The sequence below is a fragment of the Streptococcus sp. 2106 genome, from assembly GCF_013277315.1.
GTDB lineage: Bacteria > Bacillota > Bacilli > Lactobacillales > Streptococcaceae > Streptococcus > Streptococcus pseudopneumoniae.
Window position 1 is genome coordinate 1 of the sequence record NZ_VMMS01000086.1, and the last position, 7,507, is coordinate 7,507.

Consider the following 7,507-nt stretch of genomic DNA (forward strand, 5'->3'; position numbering starts at 1 on the left):
CGAAGTCAGTAACCATATATACGGCAAGGCGACGTTGACGTGGTTTGAAGAGATTTTCGAAGAGTATTACCTTCAAGAAGCTCCATTGATGCCCCACCACCGCGTCACAAATACCTACACTGACACAAAAAGGTGACATAGCCACCTTTTTGGGCTCTATAATATTTGTAGTGGGTAAATCCCCTATGGATATCATTAATAAGGATACATACAAGGAACTCATCGCCAAACTGGACTATGAAGCTCCATCTTGTCCTGAGTGCGGAAGTCAAATGAAGAAATATGACTTTCAAAAACCTTCTAAAATTCCTTATCTTGAAACGACTGGTATGCCTACTAGAATTCTCCTTAGAAAGCGTCGTTTCAAGTGCTATCATTGTTCTAAAATGATGGTCGCTGAAACTTCTATCGTCAAGAAAAATGACCAAATCCCTCGTATTATCAATCAAAAAATTGCGCAAAAGTTGATTGAAAAGACTTCTATGACCGATATTGCCCATCAGCTGGCCATTTCAACTTCAACTGTCATTCGAAAGCTCAATGACTTCCACTTTGAGTGTAATGTTAGAAATCTGCCTGAGATTATGTCTTGGGACGTTGAAACAGTCCGGGGAGTGACTGTTTCAATCGGGAGATGGAGATGAGCTTCATTACGCAAGATTTTAACAATCTCAATATCATCACTGTTCTTGAGGGAAGAACACAAGCTATCATTCGTAATCACTTTCTTAAGTATGATAGAGCTGTCCGATGTCGCGTCAAAATTATTACTATGGATATGTTTAGCCCTTATTATGCCTTGGCTAAACAGATTCGCTTTCAAATTTCTAGGCTCAGGCTGAAACAGTCTCCCAGACTGTTTCACTCCCGAATGCTAAAATCATTCTAGATCGCTTTCATATTGTACAACATCTTAGCCGTGCTATGAGTCGTGTGCGTGTCCAAATCATGAACCAATTCGATAGAAAATCTCATGAATACAAGGCTATTAAACGCTACTGGAAACTCATTCAACAGGATAGTCGTAAATTGAGTGATAAACGTTTTTATCGCCCTACTTTTCGTATTCACTTGACCAATAGAGAGATTCTTGACAAGCTTTTGAGCTATTCAGAAGACTTGAAACACCACTATAATCTCTATCGGCTCTTACTTTTTCACTTCCAGAATAAAGAGCCTGACAAATTTTTCGGACTCATTGAGGACAATCTAAAGCAGGTTCATCCTCTTTTTCAGACTGTTTTTAAAACCTTCCTCAAGGATAAAGAAAAGATTGTCAACGCCCTTCAACTACACTATTCTAACGCCAAACTGGAAGCGACCAATAATCTCATCAAACTTATCAAGCGCAATGCCTTTGGTTTTCGAAACTTTGAAAACTTCAAAAAACGGATTTTTATCGTTCTGAATATCAAAAAAGAAAGGACAAAATTTGTCCTTTCTCGAGCTTAGCTGACTTCAACCCACTACAGTTGACAAAGAGCCCAAAAAAGCCTATCACACAAGCTCTAAAGCTGGATATGATAGGTTTTTATATTTTTCTTAACGTACTGTGCGGATACGCATTGTATTTGTACGAACAGCTTCTCCTACTGGTACACCAGCAACGATAACGATATCATCGCCTGACTCAACGAGACCTGCTTCTACCGCTTTACGTTCAGCGATTTCGAACATATCGTCAGTTGAAGATGGAGCATCTGTCAACATTGGGATAACACCCCAGTTCAACATCAATCCACGTTCTGTCAATTCATCAAATGTCAATGCTAAGATGTCAGCATTTGGACGGTATTTAGAAATCAAACGTGCAGTATGACCTGTCTTAGTAAGAGTTACAACCAATTTGATATCCATTGAGTTAGTAGCATCTTTAACAGCTGAAGCCATTACTTCTGTCTTAGAGTTACGTTCAAATGAATCTGAATCCAAACGTCCGTATTCATTAAGAAGAGTTTGAGCGTTCTTATCGATTGTAGCCATTGTAGTTACTGACTCGAGTGGGTATTTACCGTTTGCAGACTCGCCTGACAGCATTGTAGCGTCAGTTCCGTCGATAACAGCGTTGAATACGTCTGATACTTCTGAACGAGTTGCACGTGGTTTTTCAGTCATTGTTTCAAGCATGTTTGTTGCAGTGATAACAACTTTACCTGCAGCATTGACTTTCTTAATAATCATTTTTTGGTAAACTGGAACCATTTCGAATGGTACTTCGATACCCATATCACCACGAGCAATCATAATACCATCAGCAGCTTCGATAATTTCATCCAAGTTATCGATACCTTGTTGGTTTTCGATTTTAGCGAACAATTGAACATGTCCGTTTCCAGTTTCTTCACAGATTGCACGAACTTCGTTCACGTCTTTTGCAGTACGTACGAATGAAATCGCAATAAAGTTGATACCTTGTTCAAGACCAAAGCGGATATCGTCGTTATCACGTTCAGCAAGGGCTGGGAAAGGAATTTTAGTGTTAGGAATATTCACACCTTTTTGTTTAGCAATGATACCATCGTTTTCAACTTCCACTTCAAATTCACGAGTTGCGTCATCTTTAGCAACCACACGAAGACCAAGTTTACCGTCGTCAACCAAAACTTGACGACCAACTTCAACATCATCATAGATATCAAGAGCACCAGCAACGTTCAATGCAATCACTTCACGAGTTGATTTGATTCCTTGTTTAGTTGCAACACGGATTTTCTCACCAGTTTTGTATGAATACTCTTTAGCTTCACCTTCGAACAATTCTGTACGGATTTCTGGTCCTTTTGTATCAAGAAGGAAACCAACTTTTTTACCTGCAAGTTTTTCAGCAAGTTTAACAGTTGCCATACGCTCACCTTGTTCTTGGTGGTCACCGTGTGAGAAGTTGAAACGGAATGTGTTAGCACCAGCTTCAATCAATTGAGCAATGTTTTTAGCTGAAGCTTCAACATCAAGTTTTTCACCCCAGTATCCGTCCTCACCGAATTTTTTACCACCACGGATTTCTACCGCAGGACCCAAAGTTGCAACGATTTTTACACGTTTGTTCATGATTTTTGTGACTCCTTTATAGATATGACCTTTTTGGTCTTATTAACTAAATTGTAAATTATGACAAGCTCTTATTCAAGCTAGATAGCTCAATATCGGCTTTGTGTGGGTTGTTAACTACAATCTTACCTTCTGCAGTAAGGCTAAACAATGCTCCTTCTTCTGCCGTTCCAAGAATTGGGTTTTCAACCATTTTCTCGTTACGGATACCAACCGCAACACCACCAATACCTTCTTTAAGAAGTTTAACAGCATGGGCACCCATACGTGACGCCAATACACGGTCACGCGCAGTTGGAGAACCACCACGTTGAATATGTCCAAGTTCTGTCACACGAAGGTCGCTTGTATCTCCAGCTTCTTTAAGTTTTTGACCAAATTCAGCTGCTGACATCACACCTTCTGCCAAGACGATGATATTGTGTTTTTTACCACACTCATAACCACATTTAATGCTTTCTACGATGTCTTCAATCTTGAATCCTTCCTCAGGAATGATGATTTCATCTGCACCAGTTGCAATCCCAGCCCAAAGAGCGATATCACCAGCGTTACGTCCCATAACTTCGATTACAAAAGTACGACGGTGACTTGATGATGTATCACGAATCTTATCGATAGCGTCCATGGCAGTAGTAACCGCTGTGTCAAAACCGATTGTAAAGTCAGTACCAACGATATCGTTATCGATTGTACCTGGAAGACCAATAGCTGGGAAGCCATGTTCAGTCAAACGCATAGCGCCGTGGTAAGATCCGTCACCACCGATAACAACTACACCTTCAATTCCGTGTTTTTTCAATTGCTCAATCCCTTTAAGTTGCCCTTCAAGTTGAGCGAACTCTGGGTAACGAGCTGAGTGAAGGAAAGTACCACCACGAGAAATGATGTCCCCTACTGAAGCTGCATCTAGGGGATGAATTTCACCGGCAACCATACCAGCATATCCGTCATAGATACCAAAAACTTCCATTCCTTCTGAAATTGCTTGACGAACAACTGCACGGATGGCAGCGTTCATACCAGGGGCGTCTCCACCACTAGTCAAAACAGCAATACGTTTCATATTGGTTTATGCTCCTTTTTCTTTTAACAGTCTTCTTGATTATACCACATTTGATTTTAAAATTCTTCTATTTTCCGTATTTTTAGCGATAAATCGTTTTCATAACGATTTCATTCAATTTCTCCTCTAATTCATCAGATTTAACTACAAAATAATGGGGAGAAACGATGGTTTTCTGTTCCTCCTCATACCGGATGATGACTGGGATTGAGCCTTTAAATTGTTCTAAAATACGTGAAATTTCTTGATCCGATTCATGATTTTTCACCTGTATCCAAAAGCGTTCAGCAACTGCTTCTCTTATTTCTTGTGCAATCATTTGCAGACGGCCATCACGTGATTGTATTTTTCCTTTTATATAGTAGAAGGCTCCCTCTTTTATTTCCTGTCCAACCTGACGATATAAGTCTGAAAAGAGAGTGACGTCCAATTTTTTCTTACTATCATCTACCTGTAAGAAGGCCATATTTTCACCCTTTTTGGTACGAATCACTTTTATTTTCTGAACTTCAACCAAAATAATAGCATAGCTATTTTCTGACAAATTTCCGATTGGGGTAATTGGGTAAATAGCTTTACTTGCGATAGTTTGTAGTGGATGTTTGCTGACACCTATCCCTAAAAGCTCTTGTTCCATATAGAATTTTTCTTGTTCCGTCCAATCCTCCGATTCCTGCCAACTATAAATAGTATCTCCAAATAAACTTCCCAACTCTTTCACAAATTCAAATAGATTGGCTAAGTTATTAAATACTTTTTGACGATTTTTTTCAAATAAATCAAAAAGACCAACTTTTACCAAAGGTTCTAGCAGAGGTAGTTTCAGATAATTCTCAGGTAATTTAGCTATAAAATCTTCAATGTTAGAATAGGGTCTATTTTCAATAATCCAGAGAGCTAAATCATTACTGACTCCCTTAATCGATTTCAATCCTAGATAGATGGACTTGTTGGCAATTTTATCGTGATAGGGAATGGTGTTGATGGACAGAGGAGCCACTTCAAAGCCTGCTTCAAGTGCATCTATTAAGTAATCACTGTTGGCAGAATTCAACATGACCTGATAAAAAATGGCTGGATAATGCGTTTTGAAATAAGCCAACTGGAAGGCCAAAGCTGAGTAAGCATAGGCATGTGACCTGTTAAAACCATAACCTGCAAACTTCTCCATGACATCAAAGACCTGCTCTGCTTTTTCCACAGTATGACCAGCTTCTAAAGAACCTTGAATAAAGGAAGCCCTCATCTCATGCATGGCAGAGGCATCCTTTTTCCCCATAGCCCGACGCAAAATATCGGCTTTCCCTAGACTAAATCCGGCAAATCGCTGGGCAACCTGCATAACCTGCTCCTGATAGAGCATTATGCCGTAGGTTGGAGCCAAAATATCCTCCAGTACTGGATCCAGAACAGTCACTTCTTCCTGCCCATGCTTTCTTGCCACAAAATTATTGATATAGTCACTAGCACCTGGTCGATTTAGGGAAGTAGTTGCTACAACATCTTCAAAACAGACTGGTTGAACACGCTTGAGTAGGCGAATGGCACCAGGTTGCTCAAATTGAAAGATACCTTTTGTATTACCAGAGGCAAAAAGAGCTAGCGTTTCTTTGTCTTCCAAATCTATTTCCTCAATTTTAAGGTGAATACCTTCTGTTTCAACAAGCAACTCTTGCATTTTCTGGACAAAGGTCAAATTTCTTAGTCCCAGAAAGTCCATCTTCAAAAGTCCGCTAGCCTCAACTCCATGAGCATCATACTGAGTCAGTGGAATTTCATCACCATGCTTTAGAGGGATGTAGTTGGTCAAATCTTGGTCACTAATCACAACACCAGCCGCATGGACAGAAGTTTGTCTTGGATAGCCCTCAATCTTGCAAGCAATTTCAAAGGCTTTTTGGTATTCTAACTTACTATTGATTTGCTGACGAAACTGGAGATTGCCCTCATAGGCCGACTTAAGATTGTCACGAAAACTAATTTTCTTGGTAATTGCAGATAATTCATACTCTGGCACACCATAGCGTTTCAAAACATCTCGCAAGGCCTGCTTGGCGCCAAAGGTAGAAAAAGTAACGATTTGCGCCGCATGTTTACTGCCATATTTATTACCAACATATCTGATAAAATCTGGACGATAAATATCTGGGATATCAATATCAATATCAGGCATGGTATAGCGTTCACGATTGAGAAAGCGTTCAAAAATCAGATTTTTCTCTACTGGGTCAATCCCTGTAATATCTAAGGCATAAGAAACCAAGCTACCAACTGCAGAACCCCTTCCCATTCCCATATAGTAGCCATTCAGTCGTCCAAAACGCAACAAATCCCAAACAACCAAGAAATAATCATCAAATCCCATATCATGAATAACAGCCAATTCTTGGTCTAGACGGTCTTGATATTCTTTACTAGTCAATCCCTTCTGAGCAAGCCCAAGCTCAGCGCGTTCTCTCAACTCTTCTACTGCTGGTCTAGCTGGGTTAAAACGAGGCAGTTTCAGACTCGTATCCAAGTCGTAAGAAATGCCTGAAATCAGCTTTTCTAAATTGTCTAAGGCTTGCGGAAATCGTTCTAGGAATAATTTCTCTAAAGAACTTTCTGATATAAGGACATCTTGTCGTGAGCGCAAGGGAACTTCTCTAAGCGGTAGGTTTTCTTTAATCGCTGTTAAAACTTGAAGAACTTCTCTATCCCTGCTTTCAAAAGCATTGACCCGATAGAGGGGCAAGATTGGATGATAAAATTCGCTTGCTGGTGTTTTCGGATAAACCCCTATATAGTAATCACAGCCTAGATTTAGAGACTCAAATCCATCAAAATAAGGCACAATTACCGCAATATCATTTAAGTACTGAGATAAAACCGACCAATTTTTCTCCCCCTGCATCTTGGCTGTCGAAAGCTTCATCAACTGCTGATAGCCCACACTAGATAAAGCTAAAAAGCGCAGATTCACTTCCTGAGCATCCACAAACACAGTCATTTCAAGCCCTAATAAAGGATGAATGCCATATTTTTTTGTAACCTCTAGAAAGTCAAAAGCACCATAAAGATTGTCAATATCCATTATAGCCAGATGAGTGTAGCCGAATTCTTTAGCTGCTCTCACATACTTTTCAATCGAAATGACGCTTTCCATAAAACTATAGACTGTTTTTGTATCTAGTTGTGCGATCAATTTACACTTCTCCTCTATCCTTCTCACTATATTATACCATTTTCACCTATAAAAGGCTTCTCTTGAGAAAAATTTCATCAGCTTACTAATTTACTTTCTATTCATTTGTATTTTTGTCATCGTTTTTATATTTATACTATATTATATATAAAAAATAGAAAACATACAATATAAATCTCCTAGAATTTTTATCCCGACTTTATCACTTA

At 39.4% G+C, this 7,507-nt stretch carries 3 protein-coding genes and 1 pseudogene; 1 reads left to right on the forward strand and 3 read right to left on the reverse strand.

Annotation, left to right across the window (positions count from 1 at the left end; all coding sequences use genetic code 11):
• Positions 1 to 185: 185 nt before the first annotated feature.
• Positions 186 to 1,452: pseudogene (locus HT723_RS09135) on the forward strand (transposase).
• 90 nt (positions 1,453 to 1,542) lie between these two features.
• Here the strand turns inward: HT723_RS09135 and pyk are convergent.
• From pyk to HT723_RS09150, 3 genes are all read right to left on the reverse strand, one after another.
• Positions 1,543 to 3,048: a pyruvate kinase gene (gene pyk / locus HT723_RS09140; RefSeq protein ID WP_001042822.1), complete on the reverse strand. Its 1,506-nt coding sequence runs from the start codon at positions 3,046 to 3,048 to the stop codon at positions 1,543 to 1,545.
• 58 nt (positions 3,049 to 3,106) lie between these two features.
• On the reverse strand, positions 3,107 to 4,114 hold the full coding sequence (gene pfkA / locus HT723_RS09145; RefSeq protein WP_000820864.1) for a 6-phosphofructokinase: 1,008 nt from the start codon (positions 4,112 to 4,114) through the stop codon (positions 3,107 to 3,109).
• A gap of 82 nt (positions 4,115 to 4,196) precedes the next feature.
• A complete protein-coding gene (locus tag HT723_RS09150; RefSeq protein WP_172935070.1) occupies positions 4,197 to 7,298 on the reverse strand; it encodes a DNA polymerase III subunit alpha in 3,102 nt (1,033 codons plus the stop codon).
• Positions 7,299 to 7,507 lie beyond the last annotated feature (209 nt).